This window comes from Catenuloplanes sp. NPDC051500 (genome assembly GCF_044454585.1).
GTDB lineage: Bacteria > Actinomycetota > Actinomycetes > Mycobacteriales > Micromonosporaceae > Catenuloplanes.
The window spans coordinates 528,384-544,246 of record NZ_JBITDX010000002.1 but is presented as its reverse complement, the minus strand read 5'-3'; the positions used below and the strand labels follow the sequence as shown (position 1 = coordinate 544,246).

The 15,863-nt window shown below is 70.9% G+C and carries 10 protein-coding genes; 5 read left to right on the top strand and 5 right to left on the bottom strand.

Translation table 11 applies throughout. The features are described from left to right. The first annotated feature begins 2 nt into the window (after positions 1 to 2). Both treY and treZ read left to right on the top strand, forming a co-directional pair. Positions 3 to 2,261: a malto-oligosyltrehalose synthase gene (treY, locus tag ACIA8K_RS05395; RefSeq protein ID WP_396055222.1), complete on the top strand. Its 2,259-nt coding sequence runs from the start codon at positions 3 to 5 to the stop codon at positions 2,259 to 2,261. A gap of 14 nt (positions 2,262 to 2,275) precedes the next feature. Further along, positions 2,276 to 4,009 (top strand): malto-oligosyltrehalose trehalohydrolase, encoded by a 1,734-nt coding sequence (gene treZ / locus ACIA8K_RS05390; protein ID WP_396055220.1) that lies wholly within the window; start codon positions 2,276 to 2,278, stop codon positions 4,007 to 4,009. A gap of 61 nt (positions 4,010 to 4,070) precedes the next feature. Here the strand turns inward: treZ and ACIA8K_RS05385 are convergent, their stop codons facing one another. Continuing rightward, the gene (locus ACIA8K_RS05385) at positions 4,071 to 5,582 is read right to left on the bottom strand and encodes a hypothetical protein (RefSeq protein WP_396055218.1); all 1,512 of its coding nucleotides are present in this window, start codon (positions 5,580 to 5,582) and stop codon (positions 4,071 to 4,073) included. Between the two features lie 123 nt (positions 5,583 to 5,705). Next, positions 5,706 to 6,125, bottom strand: a complete 420-nt coding sequence (locus ACIA8K_RS05380; RefSeq protein ID WP_396055216.1) for a hypothetical protein — start codon at positions 6,123 to 6,125, stop codon at positions 5,706 to 5,708. 158 nt (positions 6,126 to 6,283) lie between these two features. On the opposite strand from ACIA8K_RS05380, the gene ACIA8K_RS05375 reads away from it, so the two are divergent. Together ACIA8K_RS05375 and ACIA8K_RS05370 are read left to right on the top strand one after the other, a co-directional pair. Then, entirely contained in the window at positions 6,284 to 7,240 is a 957-nt protein-coding gene (locus tag ACIA8K_RS05375) for a TIGR03885 family FMN-dependent LLM class oxidoreductase (protein ID WP_396055214.1), read from the top strand. A gap of 172 nt (positions 7,241 to 7,412) precedes the next feature. Then, the gene (locus tag ACIA8K_RS05370) at positions 7,413 to 9,407 is read left to right on the top strand and encodes a serine/threonine-protein kinase (RefSeq protein WP_396055212.1); all 1,995 of its coding nucleotides are present in this window, start codon (positions 7,413 to 7,415) and stop codon (positions 9,405 to 9,407) included. A gap of 2 nt (positions 9,408 to 9,409) precedes the next feature. Here the strand turns inward: ACIA8K_RS05370 and ACIA8K_RS05365 are convergent, their stop codons facing one another. The 3 genes from ACIA8K_RS05365 to ACIA8K_RS05355 all read right to left on the bottom strand — a co-directional run bounded on the left by ACIA8K_RS05365 (position 9,410) and on the right by ACIA8K_RS05355 (position 13,478). Further along, on the bottom strand, positions 9,410 to 10,444 hold the full coding sequence (locus ACIA8K_RS05365; protein WP_396055210.1) for a LacI family DNA-binding transcriptional regulator: 1,035 nt from the start codon (positions 10,442 to 10,444) through the stop codon (positions 9,410 to 9,412). A gap of 94 nt (positions 10,445 to 10,538) precedes the next feature. Continuing rightward, on the bottom strand, positions 10,539 to 11,801 hold the full coding sequence (locus ACIA8K_RS05360) for a DUF1996 domain-containing protein (protein WP_396055208.1): 1,263 nt from the start codon (positions 11,799 to 11,801) through the stop codon (positions 10,539 to 10,541). 9 nt (positions 11,802 to 11,810) lie between these two features. Beyond that, the gene (locus ACIA8K_RS05355; protein WP_396055206.1) at positions 11,811 to 13,478 is read right to left on the bottom strand and encodes a discoidin domain-containing protein; all 1,668 of its coding nucleotides are present in this window, start codon (positions 13,476 to 13,478) and stop codon (positions 11,811 to 11,813) included. 234 nt (positions 13,479 to 13,712) lie between these two features. Between ACIA8K_RS05355 and ACIA8K_RS05350 the strand changes: the two genes are divergently transcribed. Continuing rightward, positions 13,713 to 14,753, top strand: coding sequence for a glutathione S-transferase family protein (locus ACIA8K_RS05350; RefSeq protein WP_396055204.1), 1,041 nt, complete (start codon positions 13,713 to 13,715; stop codon positions 14,751 to 14,753). Positions 14,754 to 15,863 lie beyond the last annotated feature (1,110 nt).

Sequence of the window (15,863 nt, the reverse complement as noted above, 5' to 3'; positions counted from 1 at the left end):
GGATGAAGACGCCCGCCGCCACGTACCGGGTGCAGGTCCGCCCCGGTTTCGACCTTTCCGCAACCGCCGAACTCGCCGGATACCTCGCCGATCTCGGGGTCAGTCACTGCTACACCGCGCCGCTGCTGGCCGCCGTGCCGGGCTCGGCGCACGGGTACGACGTCGCGGACCACACCAAGGTCAACCCGGAGCTGGGCGGCGAGGAGGGCCGGCAGCGGCTCGTCGCCGCACTGCGCGAGTACGGCCTCGGGCTTGTCGTCGACATCGTGCCGAACCACGCCGGAATCGCGGTCCCGTCCGCCAATCCCGCGTGGTGGGACGTGCTCAAGCTCGGGCGCGACTCGGCGTACGCCACCTGGTTCGACATCGACTGGAACCGTGGCCGCCTGGTGGTCCCGGTGCTCGGCGAGGCGGACGCGCTGAAGGACCTGGAGTTCAAGGACGGCGACCTGCACTACTTCGAGCACCGGTTCCCGGTCGCGCCGGGGACCGGGGAGGGGACGCCGCAGGAGATCCACGACCGGCAGCACTACGAGCTTGTCGACTGGCGGCGCGGCGACACGGACCTGAACTACAGGCGGTTCTTCGCGATCACCACGCTGGCCGGGCTGCGGGTCGAGGAGCCGGCCGTCTTCGAGGCCACCCACGCGGAGATCCTCCGCTGGTACGCGGCCGGCGAGCTGGACGGCATCCGCGTCGACCACCCGGACGGCCTGCGCGACCCCGGCGACTACCTGCGCCGCCTGCGCCGGGCCGCGCCGGACGCGTGGATCGTCGTGGAGAAGATCCTGGAGACCGGGGAGCAGCTGCCGGACTGGCCGGTCGCGGGCACCACCGGCTACGACGCCATGCGGGAGGTCTGCGGCCTGTTCCTCGATCCGGCCGCCGCAAGCGCGTTCACCGCGCTCGACCACTATCTGACCGGCAAGCGGGTGTCCTGGGCCGAGCTGACCCACGGCACCAAGTACGCGGCCGCGACGAAGATGCTCGCCGCGGAGCTGAACCGGCTGGCCACGCTGGCCGGCGAGGTGGCCGGCGCGAAGCAGGGCCTGGCCGAGCTGGCCGCGGACTTCCCGGTCTACCGGTCCTACCTGCCGGAGGGCGCCCGGCACCTGGCCAAGGCGCGTGCCGAGGCCGGCCGCCGCCGTCCCGGGATGGGCCGCGGCCTGGACGCGCTCACCGCCCGGCTGCGCAACCCGGTGGACGAGTTGGCCGTGCGGTTCCAGCAGTTCACCGGCGCGGTGATGGCGAAGGGCGTGGAGGACACCGCCTACTACAGGTGGACGCGGTTCGCCGCGCTCAACGAGGTCGGCGGCGATCCGGACCGGTTCGGCGTGCGTGCGTCCGAGTTCCACGCGGCGAGCGCGGCCCGGGCGCCGGAGAGCATGACCGCGCTCTCCACGCACGACACCAAGCGCTCCGAGGACGTGCGGGCCCGGCTGGCCGTGCTGTCCGAGGTGCCGCACGAGTGGGCGTCGCGGGTGAAGCGGTGGACCGAGGCGTCCGGGTTCGGCGACCCGGCGCTTGCGCACCTGCTGTGGCAGACGGCTGTCGGCGCGTGGCCGATCGAGCGCGAGCGGCTCAAGGCGTATGTGGAAAAGGCCGCGCGCGAGGCGGGAACCTCGACGAGCTGGACAGATCCGAACACCGAATTCGAAAGCGCGCTTGCCGCTTTGGTCGATCGCGTCTACGACGACTCGGAGTTGTGCACTGAGATCAGTGAGTTCGCGGAATCGATCACCTTTTCCGGATGGGTCAACTCGCTCGGCCAGAAGGTCGTGCAGTTGGCGATGCCCGGGATTCCCGACGTGTACCAGGGCACTGAGCTGTGGGACAACTCGCTTGTCGACCCGGACAACCGCAGGCCTGTCGACTTCGCGGCCCGGCGTGAGCTGCTGGCCCGCATCGACGGTGGTGAACTGCCCGGGATCGACAGCTCCGGCGCGGCGAAACTGCTTGTCACCAGCCGTACACTTCGCGCACGCCGGGACCGGTCCGACCTGTTCACCGGCTACACGCCGCTGGAGATCGAGGGCCCGGCCGCGGCGCACGCGATCGCATTCGACCGCGGTGGCGCATGCGTCGTCGCGACCCGGCTCCCGATGGGACTCGCACGTCAAGGCGGCTGGGGTGAAACAACACTGAAACTTCCGGACCGCGAATACATCGATTCGTTCACGGGCCGCGACTACAGTGGTGCTCGATTGCCGCTCGCCGAGGTGCTCGACACATATCCCGTGGCACTTCTGATCAGGCGCTGAAAGCTGTTGATTCAATGACGAATTTCGCTGTGTGGGCGCCCGGCTCCCACGTCCGACTCAGTCTCCCCGGCGGTGACGTGCGGGAGATGCAGAAGGCCGAGGACGGCTGGTGGCGTGTCGACGTCCCCGAGGCCGGCCCCGGCACCGACTACACGTTCCTGCTCGGCGACTCCGCGCAGGAGCTGCCCGACCCGCGGTCCGCCTGGCAGCCGGCCGGCGTGCACGGTCCCAGTCGCGTCTACGACCACTCCGCGTTCACCTGGTCGGACACGTCCTGGACCGGCCGTCAGCTGCCCGGCAGCGTCCTCTACGAGCTGCACGTCGGCACGTTCACGCCGGAGGGCACGTTCGACGCCGCGATCACCCGCCTCGACCACCTGGTCGAGCTGGGCGTCGACATCATCGAGCTGCTCCCGGTCGCGGCGTTCAACGGCGACCACAACTGGGGGTACGACGGCGTCTGCTGGTTCGCCCCGCAGGAGAGCTACGGCGGCCCCGACGGGCTGAAGCGCCTTGTCGACGCCGCCCACCAGCGCGGCCTGGGGGTGGTCCTGGACGTTGTCTACAACCATTTCGGCCCGTCCGGGGCCTACGCGCCGATGTTCGCGCCGTACCTGCTCGAAGGCACCCAGACCCCGTGGGGCAACGCCGTCAACATAGACGGGCCGGGCTCCGACGAGGTCCGCCGCTACATCATCGACAGCGTGGTCATGTGGCTGCGCGACTACCACCTGGACGGCCTCCGGCTGGACGCGGTGCACGCGCTGCTCGACCGCGGCGCCGTGCACCTGCTCGAGGAGATGGGTGCGGAGGTCGAGTCGCTCTCCACGCACGTCGGCCGGCCGCTCACCCTGCTCGCCGAGTCCGACCTCAACGACCCGCGCATGATCACCCCACGGGAGGCCGGGGGGTACGGGTTGCACGCCCAGTGGGACGACGACGTGCATCACGCGCTGCACACGCTTCTCACCGGCGAGCGCCAGGGCTACTACGCGGACTTCGGCTCGCTCGACTGCCTCGCCGCGGTGCTTACCGGCGCGTTCTACCACGCCGGCACGTTCTCCAGCTTCCGGCAGCGGCGGCACGGGCGGCCGGTCGACCGGAGCACGGTGCCGGGCCACCGGTTCGTGGCCTACCTGCAGAACCACGACCAGATCGGCAACCGGGCGATCGGTGACCGGCTCTCCAGCACGCTCTCCCCGGGTCTGCTGAAGGTCGGGGCGACGCTGCTGCTCACCTCGCCGTACACGCCGATGCTCTTCATGGGGGAGGAGTGGGCCGCGTCCGCGCCCTGGCAGTACTTCACCAGCCACCCGGAGCCGGAGCTGGCGCTCGCGGTGCAGAACGGCCGGCGGCGCGAGTTCGCAAGTCACGGCTGGGCGGAGAGCGACATCCCGGACCCGCAGGACCCGGAGACGTTCCAGCGCTCCAAGCTCGACTGGGCCGAGCCGGGCAAGCCCGCGCACCGCGAGATGCTCGACGTCTACCGGAAGCTGATCGCGCTGCGGAAGTCCCGGGCCGACCTGTCCGAGCCGCGGCTGGACCGGGTGCAGGTGTGGCACGGCAACCAGTTCGTGGTGATGCGCCGCGGCGACTGCGTGATCGCGGCGAACCTGGCGCCGGTCTCGCAGCGGATCAGCCTGCGGGCGGTGCCGCGCAGCGTGCTGCTGGCCACCGAGCCGGGCACGATCCTCACCCGCGACGTGGTCGAGCTGCCGCCGGAGAGCGCGGTCGTCGTCTCACTCTGACCCGCACAACGAAGAACGGCCGCGCGGAGCGATCCGCGCGGCCGTTCTCTCGTCTGCCTGCCTACCGTGAGGCCAGCACCGTGACTGTGGTGCTTGTCGGATCGTCGTCGTCACGCTCCGGCTTGGCGTCCTTCTTGCCCACCACAGCGACCACGCGCGGCTTGACCGACGCGCGCCCGGCGACCACCGCGCCCGGCGCGGTCACCGCGGCCCGGGCCGAGACGGTCGGCGCCTCGGTGTCCGCCACGGTGCGCGGCGCCGGGATCCCGCGCAGCGGCACCCGCGCGATGCCCATGACCGGCAACGCGGCCGGGGCCAGCGCGGCCGCGTCCTCGGGCGACGCGACCTCGGTGCGCGACGCGGCCGCCTCGATCTCGGCCTGCGCGGCCGCGACGACCGCACTCGCCTCGATCTGCCACTCCGCGTCCGCGTCCGCCTCGGCGGCGGACGCCGAGACCGCAGCCTCGCCGGTCGGGATCGTGACAGTGGCCTCGATGTCCTCCACGATGCCGCTGGTCTCGACGACCTCGACGACCTCCATGGCCTGAGCGCTCGCGGTGATCGCGGTGAGGTCCGTGGTCGCCTCGATGTCCTCGGCCGGTGCGACAGGCGCCGGCGCGGCGATCAGTGCCGGCTCGGTGAGGACGATGCGGCTTATCCGCGTGACGCCGGCCGGCTTGGCCCGGCGCGACAGCCGGACCGCGCCGACCTTGGCGAACACCGCCGCGACGCCCTTCGGCGCGGTGGCCTCGGCGACGGCCTGCGCGGCGGTCAGCTCCGCCTCGGTCGCCTCGTGGGCCAGGCTGGTCTTCGCGGCGGACGCGGTCACGGCCATGTCCCAGGCGCGACGCTCGATCCGGGTCGCCTCCTGGTACGCCGCGTTCAGCCGTTCCTGCGCCAGGCGCAGCAGCGACCGCTGGTGCTCCAGGGGGGACACGCTCGGCGACCACTCGCCCTCGAACGTGAGCACGGTGCTGAGCTGGTCGTAGCGGATCTCTCCACGGTGGAACGCGCGGGTGGCGGACCGGCGCAGGTGCGCGCGCCGCTCCTCCAGCTCGGACCGGTCCAGCTCGGTGCTTGTGGACTCCTCGATCTCGTCCACCACCGATGCGAACGCGGAGGCGCGGTTCGCCCGCTCAGCCGCGTCCGTCGCGATCTGCAGCGCGCGCCAGGCGGACTGCTGGACGCGCTCGGCCGCCTCCCACTCGGTGCGGGACCGGGCGGCGGTCTGCTCCGCGTGCAGCGCGGCGGTGGCGATCTCGGCCGCGTACCGCTTGATCTCCGCGAGCGTGGGCACATGCCGCTCGGACGGCAGCGGCTTCGAGATGACCGCGTCCGTGGTGGTACCGATCCGGGCCGCGGTCGCGCGGGCGGCACGCAGCCGCCGGCGGTAGCGACGGCGGTGACGCCGGTACTCGCGCAGTTCCGCGACCGCCTCACGGTCACGGTTGAGCAGCGAGAGGCCCGCGAGCGCGAGCATGGCGAAGGCGAAGAAGGCCAGCCAGCTCAGCGTGGCCGTACGACTGAGCTGAAGGATCTCGTCGATGTTGGCCTGCTGGAAGAAGCCGTCCATGTCATGAACCTCATCAGTGAGGATAGGCGGTGAGCCGGGGAGGGCAGGTGGCATCACCGTAGGACGGCGACGCGATCATGTGAGGGTGCAGTGGCGGTCACAGCCGGTGACCGGTCGCAAAGATCAGGCGTGTCTCAGGGGAGGGGCCCGATCACCCCGCGGCCCGCCGAGGGAACTGCGGGCGAGGGGCCGGCGGCACTCCGGAAACGTGGCAAGCAGCAGCACCGCGGCCGCGAGCAGCGGCAGCGCGCCCGGCAACGCCGGTTCGGGATCACCCGGGCCCGGCGCCTGGACGATGTCGACGGCGGAGCCTGCCGGGCTGATCCCGGTCCGGTCGGCTCCGGCCGGCACCAGATCGATGCCTCCGGCCGTGCTGGTGGCGACGATCCGGTCGGCCGGTGGGGAATCCGAGGTGGTGGATGTCCACCCACCGGTGAAGGCGAGCACGAAAAGCGCGAAAGCCCCGGCCAGACGCAGCGTGCGCCGGCTCACCCAGGTGAGACCCACCTGTGGGAGTCGGGCGGAGCTGAAGACGAATGGCACGCAACTACGGTACCGCCGCTCCGGGCCGCTCGCAGAACGCGTGACCGCCGGGGTGACGACCAGCACGTTCGCGTGTTGTTCTTGTTACCCCGTTCACGCCCTGATAATGCGCTTTTCGGAAAGAATGATCAAAAACCTCCGTGGGTACGAAGGAGGCCGTGACTCTCTACGGAATCCACAACTCGCATGAGCAGATCGGGCCCGCGGCCCTCCTTGACGCCGTCACCAGGGCTGAGTCGGCCGGTTTCGCGGCCGCGATGTCCTCCGACCACTTCTCGCCGTGGAGCGCGCGGCAGGGCGAGTCCGCGTTCGCCTGGTCCTGGCTGGGCGCGGCGATGCAGGCCACCTCGCTGCCGTTCGGAATCGTCAACGCGCCGGGCCAGCGCTACCACCCGGCGATCATCGCGCAGGCGATCGGCACGCTCGGCGCGATGTTCCCCGGCCGATTCTGGGCCGCGCTCGGCACCGGCGAGGCCAGCAACGAGCACATCACCGGCGGTGGGTGGCCGCGCAAGGAGATCCGCACGGCCCGGCTCCGCGAGTGCGTGGACGTGATCCGCGCGCTGCTGGCCGGCGAGGAGGTAAGCCACGACGGCCTGGTGACCGTGGACCGCGCCCGGCTGTGGACGCGCCCGGAGATCACCCCGAAGCTGGTCGGCGCCGCGGTGAGCGTGGAGACCGCCCGCTGGTGCGCGGAGTGGGCGGACGGGCTGATCACCGTGAACGCGCCGCACGAGCACCTGCGCCGCATGATCGACGCGTACCGGGAGGCGGGCGGCAAGGGCGCGCTTCACCTCCAGGTGCACCTGAGCTGGGACCCGTCCGAGGAGAAGGCCGAGGCGATCGCGCTCGACCAGTGGCGCAGCAACGTGTTCGCGCCGCCGGTGTGCTGGGACCTGGACTCCGCGGAGGCGTTCGACGTGGTCTCCGAGCAGGTCGGCATCGATCAGGTACGCGGGTCGGTGAACATCTCCTCGGACCTCGGCGAGCATCGTGACCTGCTGCGCGGCTACGCGGACCTGGGCTTCGACGAGATCTACCTGCACCACGTCGGCCAAGACCTCGGCGGATTCATCGACACGTTCGGGGAGAAGGTGCTGCCTCAGCTTTCCTAAAGTCGCATTTATGACGATTTAGTGGCGGGCAATTCACCGTTACGGGCGCATGTTGGCGATATGCCGGATGTGTCGGTTGCGTGAGCCTTTCCCACGGGTTAGGAATACCGGGCGCAACGACGCGACTCCACTCCGCGTCTCCCTGATTCTCCCCGTACGAAGGAGCCCGCCGATGCGCCCCTCAGACCGACCCGCCGACGCCCCGGTCACCGACCCGGCCGGGGCGCCGGCGCCCCGGCAGATCGGCGGCGCCTACGCGCTGCAGGAGGAGATCGGCGGCGGCGCCACCGGCACGGTCTGGCGCGCGCTCGACTCCTCAAGCGGCGAACAGGTCGCGATCAAGCTGCTCCGCGACGAGCTGGCCGCGGAGCCGAAGACAGTGATGCGGTTCGTCCAGGAGCGCGCCATCCTGCGCATGCTCCGCCACCCGCACATCGTCCCGGTCCGTGAGCTGCTCACCGTCGGGCCGTCGCTCGGCCTGGTGATGGACCTGATCCCCGGTGGCAGCCTCCGCCGCCGGCTGCGCGAGGCCGGCACGCTACCGCCCGCCGAGGCCGCGGTGATCCTCGGCCAGACCGCGGCCGCGCTCAGCCACGCCCACCGCCGCGGCGTCGTGCACCGCGACCTGAAGCCGGACAACATCCTGCTCACCGCGCCCGGCGCGGCCGACCCCACGGTCCGGCTGACCGACTTCGGCGTGGCCCGGGTGCTGCACAGCCCGCGGATCACCACCACCGGCGCGGTGATCGGCACGCCCAGCTACCTGTCGCCCGAAGTGATCTCCGGCGGGCGGCCGACCCCGGCGGCGGACGTCTACGCGCTCGGCGTGGTGCTGTTCGAGCTGCTGCTGGGGCGGCCGCCGTTCTCCGGGCTGACGCCCTATGCCGCGCTGAACGGCTTCTCGCGGGACCGCCCGGACGGCGTGCCGCCCGAGGCCTGGCAGATCATCGAGACCTGCCTGGTGTCCGACCCGCTGCGGCGCCCGACCGCGGCCGAGCTGATCGACCGCTTCCGGCTGCTCGCCGAGACGACCGAGGGCGTGCCGGCCCGGGACGCGCTCGACGCGTCGCTGACCGGCGACCTGTTCCCGGTCCCGGTCTTCATTCCGCCGCAGGGCAGCGTGCCGGGCTTACCCTTCGGGGCGCCCGTCGCAGGTCCACAAGCGGTCGTAGCAGCCCTCACGTCCGGCGCCGTGGCGAATTCCGGTGCCGTCGCCGAGACGGGCACGGCCGGTGGGGCGGCGGGGCCGGGTGCGGGCACGGTGGGGCCGGGCATCGACGGGCCGGGCGCGGCCGGATCGACCACCGGGGGATCGGGCGCGGCCGGGTCGGGCACCGACGGGCCGGGCGCGGACGGATCGGGCACCGGCGGGTCGGGCGCGGATGCTGCCCCAGTCATGCCCGCGGCCCGTCGTACCCGCCGGCGACGCAAACGCACCGCCGAAGAGGTCAGCGCCGCCCGCCATCGCGTACTCAGCCCGATCGCCGCGCTTGCCGCGCTCGGAGTCCTGGCCGGCGCCGCCACGCTCGCGGTCCGGCACGGCGTGGCCGCGGACCACCGCAGTGCCTCCGCTGCCCCGTCCGGCACCCACACGCCCAGCCCGCTCGCGGACCCGGGCGGACGGAGCCCCGCCCCCGTGGTTCACGCGCCGCTCCCGGCGGCCGAGGCCTCGGCCGCCGTACCACCGACTCCGGCCACCGGCGCGTCGGCAAGCGTCCCGGCGCGCCCGGTCGCGCAGACCACGGCCGCGGCCCGGCCTCCCGCTCCGGCCGCCACGCCGGAGACGGTGACCTACACCTGGGGTCCGACCAGGTGCGATTCGGTGATGCAGTGGGCGACAAGCCGGCCCGCGGTGATCCAGACCTGTTACGCGACCGGCCCGGCGGTCAAGCTCAGCGGCATCATCTCGGCGCTGCCGGGCGCGACCGTCGACGTGACGCTGCACCTGGTGGAGGAGTCCTCCGGCCGTACCGTGGCGGGGCCTTTCGACTGCCCGACGATGACGTTCACCCGGGACGAGATCCAGCACGCCTGCGGTGGGTTCGACGCGGCGGTGCCTCGCGGCCGCCGCTATGCCGTGGTGCAGACCTGGCGCTCGGCCTCGGAGAAGCCCGGCCCGCTCACGCCGGGAACGGCCCGCACCCGCTACTTCACCGTGCCGGGCTAGCGCTAAGCCGAGTCGCGGATGACAAGGGTGGGCTGGAAGATGACGGAGCGTGGCAGCCGGGACGGGTCGTCGATGGTGGCGAGCAGGAGGCGGGCCATCTCGGCGGACATCTCCTCGACCGGCTGGCGGACCGTGGTCAGGCGCGGGCGGCAGGCGATGGCCGCGCTGCTGTCGTCGAAGCCGACCACCGCGATGTCGTCCGGCACGCGCAGGCCCAGCTCGTGCAGCGCGGCAAGCGCTCCCTCGGCCATCACGTCGCTGGCCACGAAGAGCCCGTCCAGATCCGGATGCGCGGTGAGCAGCGCGCGGGTGACGCGTTCGGCCTGTGCGCGGGTGAAGTCGCCCTCCGCGAACGGCGCGTCCGGGCCCGCGGCGGCCAGGAAGCCGTCGTGCCGGTCGTGCCCCGCCTGGGTGTCGAGCGGGCCGCTGACCGTGCCGATTCGGGTCCGGCCGAGCGAGCGCAGATGGGCGACCGCGAGATGGGCGCCGGCGCGCTGGTCCACGTCCGTGTGGCTGAGCGGGACGGGATAGCCAGGGCGGGCCGACATGACCGTGGGGATGCACAGGTCGGAGAGCTGACGCGGGATCGGGTCCTCGCTGTGGCTGGAGATCAGCAGCACGCCGTCCACGTGGCCCTGCCGCAGGTAGCGGACCACCAGGTGATGCGCGGGCGGGTCGGCCGGGATGATCACCAGGTGGATGCCGCGCGGCCGCAGCACCTCCTGCGCGCCCGCGGTCACCCGCCCGAAGAACGGGTCGGTGAAGACGCGGTTGAGGAACGGCGCCTCGTACTCGCGGTCCGGCTCGGAGATGACAAGCGCGATCGAGTTCGTACTGCGGGTGACGAGCGAGCGTGCGGCCAGGTTCGGCACGTAGCCGATCTCGGCGATCGCGCGCTCCACCGACGCCCGGATCCGCGGGTCCACCGTCGGGACCGCGTTGATCACCCGGGAGACCGTGGCGCGGGAGACGCCGGCCGCCTCCGCGACCGCCTCGAGGGTGGGTGGGCGGGAATCACGCGGCGGCCGGGAGGACATGTTGGCCTTTATACACCGGCGATGCGCTCCCATCCGTACCCCCAAAAGCAGTTGAAAGATCTTCCGGGGGTACGGATGGGAGCGCGTTTTCCGGTCAGGGGCGGCCGTTGGCGCCGCACTTGATGATCGGGCGGATGCAGTCGTTCACGCGCCGGGCCATCTCCTCGACCGGCCAGGCGTTGAAGAAGTCGCCGTGCATCGTGAAGCCGCCGCCGGACGCCAGGCGCAGCCGCCCGGGGTCGCCGCTGACCGGGTACCGCAGCACCTGGCGCAGCTTCGGCACCGGCACCGGGTGGGTCGACGGGCAGGCCTGGTTCACCGGGTACGCCATGTGCGACTTGTGGTCGGAGGAGTCCAGGTCACGGCCGTTCCAGCACTGCGGGAAGTCCAGGTAGGACTCCAGCATGGTGCCGGCCGGGCAGTTTACGAAGTCGTGCGACGAGCCGACCTGCCCGGCGTGCAGACAGGACCAGCGGGAGATCGTGTTGTCGTTCGGGCCGGTGGCCTTGGCGTTACCGGCCACGATCCGCAGGCCCTGCGGGATCGGCTGGGTGGTGGCGATGATGTCGTCACGCACGCCCTCACCCAGGTAGTAGAACGTGACGATTGTCGGCTCGACCGGCACGTTGTCCTGGTAGAGCGTCGGCACCCAGTACGAGCTGGTGTCCTCGCGCGGGTTGCAGGTGGTCTGCGAGTTGAGCAGGTCGGACAGGTTGGTCATCGCGTTCGTGACAGTGGCGCCGAAGAAGCTGTGCATGTGCGACGCGCCGGGCAGCCCGGGGAAGATGATCGGGTCGTCCGGGAGCCGGTGCGTGTACGGGCAGTCGGCGAGGAACTCCGACACCCGCACCACGTTCGGCGGGAGCGAGGTGGCCGGTGCGCCACCCGCGCCGTAGATCTCGAACTCCCAGAGCGACACGCCGTAGGCAGTGGCCCGCGCCGTGGTGTAGAGCCGGACGTAGCGCCCGGTCCCGTTCACCGCGATGCTCTGGTTGCCGCCTGTCGCGTTCGTGGCGGTGTGGATCGTGGTCCAGGTGTTGCCGTCCGCGCTGGTCTGGATCTGGAACGCGCGGGCATACGCCGCCTCCCAGTTCAGCGCGACCCGGGTGACAGTTGCGGACGCGCCGAGGTCGACGCGCAGCCACTGCGGGTCCGCGGCCGCGGACGACCAGCGGGTGCCGCCGTTGCCGTCCACCGCGGAGCTCGCCGGGAACGTGGCGGACTCGGTGGACGACGCCGCGGCCGTGCGGCCCTGGGAGATCAGCGCCTCCGCCGCGCTCGCGGTGGCCGAGCTGACGATCAGGTAGGTGCTCAGCAGGCCCAGCAGCGCGACCCCGAGCGTGAGCAGACGTTTCATGGTGCCTCCTTACTGGTAGACGCGGACGTAGTCGACGTACATCCGGGACGGGAGCGGCGTGGTGGCGTCCACCGGGCCGGGGAAGTCACCGCCGACCGCGAGGTTGAGGATCAGGTAGAACTTGTGGTCGAACACCCAGGGCCCGCGGGTGGACTCCACTGTCGCCTTGTCCGCGGTGAAGACCAGCCGGCCGTCCAGGAAGAAGCGGATGCCCTTGCTGTCCCACTCCGCGGCCCAGACGTGGAAGTCCTGCGAGAGGTCGACAGTGGCGTACTTCTGGCCGTAACCGGCCGCGCCGTTGTAGGCCGGGGCGTGAAGCGTGGAGTACGCCTCGCTTGTGTTCCGGCCGAGGACCTCCATGATGTCGATCTCGCCGTTGTACGGCCACGGGCGGCCCTCGAGGAAGTCGGCGCCCATCATCCAGAACGCGGGCCAGAGGCCGTTGCCCTTCGGCACCTTGATCCGGGCCTCGACCCGGCCGTACTGCACGCTGAACTTGTTGCTCGTGTTCATCCGGTGCGACGTGTAGTCCCGGCCGTTCGAGGTCTGCTTCCGCGCCTCGATCACCAGCGCGCCGTTGCCGTCCAGGTTCGCGTTGTCGTTGTTCGTGTAGTACTGCACCTCGTTGTTCTGGCCGGTGCCCGGGTCGATCGTCCACTTCGACGCGTCAGGCTTGCCGCCGGCCGCGCCGGTGAACTCGTCGTTCCAGACCAGGCGGGTGGCCGGGAACACCGGGTCCGCGGGCTGGGCCGGAGGCGGCGTCGGGTTTCCACCGGTGCCGTAGACCTGGAACTCGTAGAGCGAGTAGCCGTAGCCGTTCGACCGGGCGGTGCCGTACATGCGCACGTACCGGCCGGTGCCGCTCACGGTGAGCGTCTCCTTGAAGCCGCGCCCCGCCGTGGTCGAGTAGATGCTTGTCCAGGCGTTGCCGTCGTTCGACACCTGGATCTGGTACGCCGTGGCGTACGCCGGGTCCCACTGCAGGACCACCCGCTGGATCTGCGCGGTGGCGCCCAGGTCGACCGCGATCCAGCCCGGGTCCACCCAGCCGTTCACGTTGCTCGTCGCCCAGCGGCTGGCCGGATCCGAGTCGAACGCCTTGGCCGGCGTGCATTCCCAGCAGCTGCCGTCACTCTGGCTTGTCGACGCGGTGCCGGGCTTCCCGTAGGAGAGCAGTCCGCCGGTGCCGGGCGTGCCACCGCCGCCCCCGAAGACCTGGAACTCCCACAGCGAGACGCCGTACTGGGTGGCCCGCGCCGTGGTGTACAGCCGCAGGTAGCGACCGGTGCCGTTGACAGTGATGCTCTGGTTGCCGCCGGTCTGCTGCGTCGCGGTGTGGATTGTGGTCCAGGTGTTGCCGTCCGCGCTGGTCTGCAGCTGGAACGCCGTGGCGTAGGCGGCCTCCCAGTTCAGCGCGACGCGGCTGACCGACGCGGACGCGCCGAGGTCCACGCGCAGCCACTGCGGGTCCGCGGCCGCGGACGACCAGCGGGTCCCGCCGTCACCGTCCACCGCTGAGGTGGCCGGGAACGCGCCCGACTCGGTGGAGGAGGCGGTGACCGGGCGCCCCTGGGAGAGCAGCGTCTCGGCCGCGTCGGCCGCGCCTGCCGTTATGACGAGGTAGGCGCCGAGCAGGGCGACGGCCGCTCCCGCGCTGCGCCATCGGGGTGGGGACATGTGGGGCTCCTCGGGGTGGGGGCGGATCTAGAGAGCGCTCTCCCTTGCGGCATGTCGGTGGGGTTACGAAGCCGTGTCAGGAGAGCGCTCTCTTAGCTGGTACTGTGACGCCGTTCACCGGTTTGTGTCAATAGTTCGATGTCAATCCCGGGGAGCGCTCTCCGACGTGATCTTGACGCGGCCCGGTCGCGGTCTCCGTGCGAGGCCGCGCCGATCGTCGGCCGAGCGGGCAAGATGGCACTCATGGCAACCGAGTCACAGCAGGGCGTCTACGTCAACCCGACCGGCGAGTTCAGCCGGGACCAGCGATACATCACCACGCGCATCACACGGGACGGTCGTGAAGGCTGGCCGGTCGAGGCCGGCCGCTACCGCCTGATCGTCAGCCGGGCATGCCCATGGGCCAATCGGGCGATCATCGTACGGCGGTTGCTGGGCCTCGAGGACGCGATCTCCATGGGGATCGCCGGACCCACCCACGACGAGCGCAGCTGGACGTTCGATCTCGACCCGGGCGGCGTGGACCCGGTACTCGGCATCCCCCGCCTGCAGGACGCGTTCTTCAAGCGCGAACCCGGCTACCCGCGCGGCATCACCGTGCCCGCGCTTGTGGACGTGCCATCCGGCCAGGTGGTGACGAACGACTTCGCCCAGATCACCCTCGATCTGTCCCTGGAGTGGACCGAGTTCCACCGGGAGGGCGCGCCGGAGCTGTACCCGGAGCCCCTGCGCGCCGAGATCGACACTGTGAACAAGCGGGTCTTCACCGAGGTGAACAACGGCGTCTACAGGTGCGGTTTCGCCGGGACGCAGGCCGCCTACGAGTCGGCGTACGGGCGGCTGTTCGACACACTTGACTGGTTGTCCGCCCGACTCGAGACCCAGCGCTACCTGGTAGGCGACACGATCACCGAGGCAGACGTCCGCCTGTTCACCACCCTGGCCCGCTTCGACGCCGTCTACCACGGCCACTTCAAGTGCAACAGGTCAAAGCTGTCCGAGATGCCGGTGCTCTGGTCCTACGCCCGCGACCTCTTCCAGACGCCGGGTTTCGGGGACACAACGGACTTCGTACACATCAAGAGCCACTATTACGAGGTGCATCGGGACATCAACCCGACCGGGATCGTCCCGGCCGGGCCGGAGTTGTCCGGATGGCTTTCGGAGCACGGGCGGGAGTCGCTGGGCGGGCGGCCGTTCGGGGACGGGACGCCTCCGGGGGCGCCTTCCACAGCTGAGACGGTGCCGGTGGGACACAGCCCGTTGTCGGTGTAGGCCTGTTCTTGCGGGCGGGTGGTCGCGCTGGGTGGCGTCGGTCTTGCCTCCGGCGGCCATCCGTCAGGGTCGCCGCCGGGTCTCTCGGTCTCTGTCGGGCTTGGGTGGGCCTCCGGCGCGAGCCCTGTTGGCGGGGGCCTCCGGCGGCCCTTCCGGGGGAGCCTCCGTCGGCCCTCCGGGGGGAGCGCTCCGGCTCCGGGGCAACCGGAAGCGCAGGTCAGCTTCGCTGGTAGAGCTTTGTCGAGGTACCGCGCCTCGCTTTGACCACATATCGATACCGGCCTGGAACGACCGGCAGCGGACCGCCAGGATCACGGTCCGCCGCGTGATCGGCGTGGCCGCCCGGTTGGCGGTGTGCCGCGAGTTTTGCGGTGCGCTGGAATCGCGGTGCGCCGCGAGGTGGCGTGGCGGCCTGGAATTGCGGTGTGCCGCGAGATTGGCGTGCCGGTGGAGATCAAGAACGGCATCGAGGCGAGGGGAACCGCGTCAGTGGCGGGTAGTCGGCCCCTGCCCGGCCTTCCCGAGGGCCAGACCCACGCCGACACTCGCCATGGTCAAGACCGGAAGCGGCCACCGCGGAGCGCAACCGGCACCCAAGCACTGCCCGCCCGAAATTTCACCATAAAGATGCCAGCCCGCAAACCCACCCCCCAGAGATCATCCGTCGAATGTACTGGGGAGTGGTTATCCAGCCCGCAAAACCACTCCCCAGTACATTCGACGGATGACCATTCTTTCTCGCAGGACCGATCAATCCGACGCGACCTATTAAACCGTCGCGTAGCGTCACCAGATGACTTATGTCCCGCACCTCGGGAGATGACCCACCGAGCGTTCAGCTTTTCCATGCAGGTCTGAAATCGCCCCCGATAATCCCTGTACCACGACGTGACGCAACCGCACCTGCGACGGAGCCATGAGCAGCATTCTTACTCTCGGCTCAAAACACCCCGACAGTGCTCCCGTATAAGCACTGCGTGGCCGCTACACCAAGCCAGAAAAGCAGACTGCCACCGCCCCACCAAGCGTGCCCATCGGAGGGTGTCGGGGGGGGGGGGCGGGGGGCATGGAAAAAACAAACCGCCCCCACTAAAACGCCCCGCCCCCGAC

Bases quoted from the DNA above. Each gene is read 5' to 3' on its own strand.
- treY (WP_396055222.1), top strand. From the start codon at position 3: ATGAAGACGCCCGCCGCCACGTACCGGGTGCAGGTCCGCCCCGGTTTC.
- treZ (WP_396055220.1), top strand. From the start codon at position 2,276: ATGACGAATTTCGCTGTGTGGGCGCCCGGCTCCCACGTCCGACTCAGT.
- ACIA8K_RS05385 (WP_396055218.1), bottom strand. From the start codon at position 5,582: ATGGACGGCTTCTTCCAGCAGGCCAACATCGACGAGATCCTTCAGCTC.
- ACIA8K_RS05370 (WP_396055212.1), top strand. From the start codon at position 7,413: ATGCGCCCCTCAGACCGACCCGCCGACGCCCCGGTCACCGACCCGGCC.
- ACIA8K_RS05365 (WP_396055210.1), bottom strand. From the start codon at position 10,444: ATGTCCTCCCGGCCGCCGCGTGATTCCCGCCCACCCACCCTCGAGGCG.
- ACIA8K_RS05360 (WP_396055208.1), bottom strand. From the start codon at position 11,801: ATGAAACGTCTGCTCACGCTCGGGGTCGCGCTGCTGGGCCTGCTGAGC.
- ACIA8K_RS05355 (WP_396055206.1), bottom strand. From the start codon at position 13,478: ATGTCCCCACCCCGATGGCGCAGCGCGGGAGCGGCCGTCGCCCTGCTC.
- ACIA8K_RS05350 (WP_396055204.1), top strand. From the start codon at position 13,713: ATGGCACTCATGGCAACCGAGTCACAGCAGGGCGTCTACGTCAACCCG.